The 2,995-nt window shown below is 49.5% G+C and carries 2 protein-coding genes; one reads left to right on the forward strand and one right to left on the reverse strand.

The features are described from left to right. Positions 1-799: DUF3352 domain-containing protein (locus NZ772_16510; GenBank protein MCS6815158.1), on the forward strand; the 799-nt coding region annotated here is incomplete at its 5' end. Positions 800-1,709: 910 nt separating this feature from the next. On the opposite strand, the gene NZ772_16515 is transcribed toward NZ772_16510, so the two are convergent. Next, positions 1,710-2,927: a hypothetical protein gene (locus NZ772_16515; protein ID MCS6815159.1), complete on the reverse strand. Its 1,218-nt coding sequence runs from the start codon at positions 2,925-2,927 to the stop codon at positions 1,710-1,712. Between the last annotated feature and the right edge of the window lie 68 nt (positions 2,928-2,995).

Raw genomic sequence — 2,995 nt, forward strand, 5'->3', positions numbered from 1 at the left:
GGCTGACTGCTTGATGGCCATCGCCAGCAACAACCTACAACAGCAATGGCAGGGGTGGTTTGCTACCGATGCTGATCTAGACTTAACGGCAACCCTGATTAAGGTATGGATAGATAGCCTACAAGCCCAATGGGGCATAGATGTAGCTCAAGATATTGTGCCTTGGGTTACTGGTGACTATGCATTGGCTATCTTGCACCCCATGACCCCAGCAACTTCCTATCAGGGGAATGCTCTAGCCTTGGATTGGGTGTTTGTAACCCAGCGATCGCCAGCCACTGCTGCTGCCTTGGAGCGTTTGGATCAGCTTGCCCGCCGTCAGGGGTTAAGCATTGGCACACTCCAAATAGACGAACAACCCGTGTCCACATGGACTGCCCTTGCAACTAATCCAGCTAGACAGCAAGCTAGCAGCTCATCATTGACGCTAGATGTCAATGTTAAAGGCGCACATGCCACTGTGGGAGACTATGAGTTAGTCGCTAGTTCTATTGATGCTATCCATCAAGCATTGCAGGCACCGACTACGAACTCTCTGTTCACCAGCGATCGCTTTCAGACGACTATTTCACCCCTTCCTACTCCTAATAGCGGCTACGTTTACCTAGACTGGGTTGCTGCTGATAACCTGCTCGAGAGTCAATTTCCCATTCTCAAGTTTGTCAAATTTGCTGGAAGCGCTCTATTTAGCCATCTCCAGTCAGTAGCAGTGAGTAGCTATCAGGGAACAACCAAGGCTTCATCTCGTCCAGCTAGAAAAGGTGAAGTCTTTATTCACTTAGGAGACTCAAAATCATAAGGCGTGAAGATCATGAGGCGTGCTCAACCATGACTATGGGCTTGGTTGCTGAGAGTCATCAGTCTAATTGCCATGTCATCTGCCGTGAGGATGGCTAACCCCGCTAACCCTAACGCAACCGAACCTCTAGAGCTTGGCCGGAGCAAATGGCACCCCCACATGGACGTAGCTCACCTGTCATTAGATCTAGTACACAGGTCTTACAACTGTAGGCAGTTCAAAATGGCAGGCTTGCAAAAATCACCAAGCGATACAAACCATATACATTCACCATGTCCTCTTTCGAACGGTAAACCCTTCTCGATTTGGTTGTACATCGCACTTACTTCCGTAGTGGGTAGTACTGTTTCTTCGCAACGAGTGGCCTTGACCAACATCTGGAGGATTGAATGTCACAGAGCACCACTTACCTTTGGCGGCTACTACTCTCATCAGGTGATATCCGTACATACACGCAGGAGCCATGAACACCAAGACAACTATGATTGTGCTCCAGTCTAGAGAGAGGTTTGATAAATTCGAGAACCGATCTAAAACAGATTGTAAACCGCTCATTTTACGTCTACATGCCCGACTCATCGTTCAGTCTCAGTGATATTGCGCAAGGGCCTCACAGATGATAAGCCATCTCCCTCTAAAATTGCAAATTGTAAAACCAAATTATCAGTAACTTCACGGAATCTTTAAATAGGTTTTGTTTTTGCAGATTATTTGAGTTTTCACGCTAAGGCTTAGCGTAGTGGTTTCTCCTTCACTCACTACGGCAACCATTAAGCTTATTGAGGCATCATGGTTCTTACAAGATCGCGGTGGCGACTTCAATTGGTTGCCAACACCCTAACGTTCTGAAGAGTCTCATAAAGGTCATTGAGCTTCGTAGTGAGGGACTTACGTGTTTACCACAGACCTTCTAACTAGCTCGTGTACTTCTACGGATCAACCTTATTGACGTTGCAAATAGGAGAGCTAGAGTTATTTGCACCGCAGCAAAACTAGCTGCATTGGGTAGGGCCGGGGTGGTGTAGAGATGGTGTAGTGAGCCGATAACAACACCAACACCAAGGAGGATATGGCGTAAGGGGGGTGTAGCAGTGGTTAGCAGGTGATAATGCTGGAGCGCTAGGGCTAGAGCTGTAATCATAGGCAACAGTCCTAAGGCAGCAAGGCGAGTGGCGTTTTGTCCGGTGATGGCAGGGCCAGCAATAAAGGGCTGGGCAATGACACCAACTGTCATCAGTAGACAGGCAATGATAGCTAGAGTCTGGGACTGAGTGCTCAAGGGTGATGTCGATCGAGCCACAGCAACGCCAAGGAGCAGACTAGCAATTGCCAGCATAGGCATGACTAATCGCAGACAATGATCACCCAGCAGCAACCAGCTAAATTCTGGGCTGGCCATCCAGGTTAACAGTCTAGTGAGGATGACGGTATTGATGGATGGGAGGGCAAACTGGTGAGCTAGCTGGGCTGTGAGCAGATAAATCAAGCTGGGTGTTAGGACGATCGCAACGGTGATGCGTAATCGAGCAGGCCAAGACTGGGACTGCCATTCGGCAGATTTCCAGATCCATAGGAGTAGTCCTGGGATCACCAACAGGGCCGTTTGTCGCCCGATCGCCCCTAGAGCGAGTCCAGCCACCACGATCGTCCCCTGCACAGCCACCAGTCCCCAGAGAATGACGGCTGTACCCAAGACGAACACCACGTCTGGTAACATCCCTGGTACGAGCAGGTAATAGCGCAGTAGGTAGGGATTGAGAATTAGTAGTCCTAGACAAAATCTGTAGTCTGCTGGGGTGAGACGAAACCGTTGTAGGAGATGCTGCATAACTAGGACAATCGCCCCCAGACAACTGTACGTGATTATACGGAAGCAGAGGGGAAGCGGCCAGTGGGTAAGGCTAGCTAGGGTGCCCACCACGTAGGGGGATATCAACCGCTGAGCATATTGAAACCCAATGGCGATCGTCGGCAAGGCTGGTGCTGCTTCAGCAATTTGTGCATAGGAAAGGACATCCTGGGCAGACAGGTCGGTAATGCTGGCTTGCCAAGAAATCCAACGGTTAGTAAGCAAGAGGATAGCTCCCCAGCTCAAGAGCCATAACCACTGGCCTGCTTGTTGTTTCATAAACCAGTTAGTAAGCCACCGTGGCTGCATCTGCCCGTTTAACTAGGTGTCTATCTTCAATATACAGG

The organism is Cyanobacteriota bacterium (assembly GCA_025054735.1).
Lineage (GTDB): Bacteria > Cyanobacteriota > Cyanobacteriia > SKYG9 > SKYG9 > SKYG9.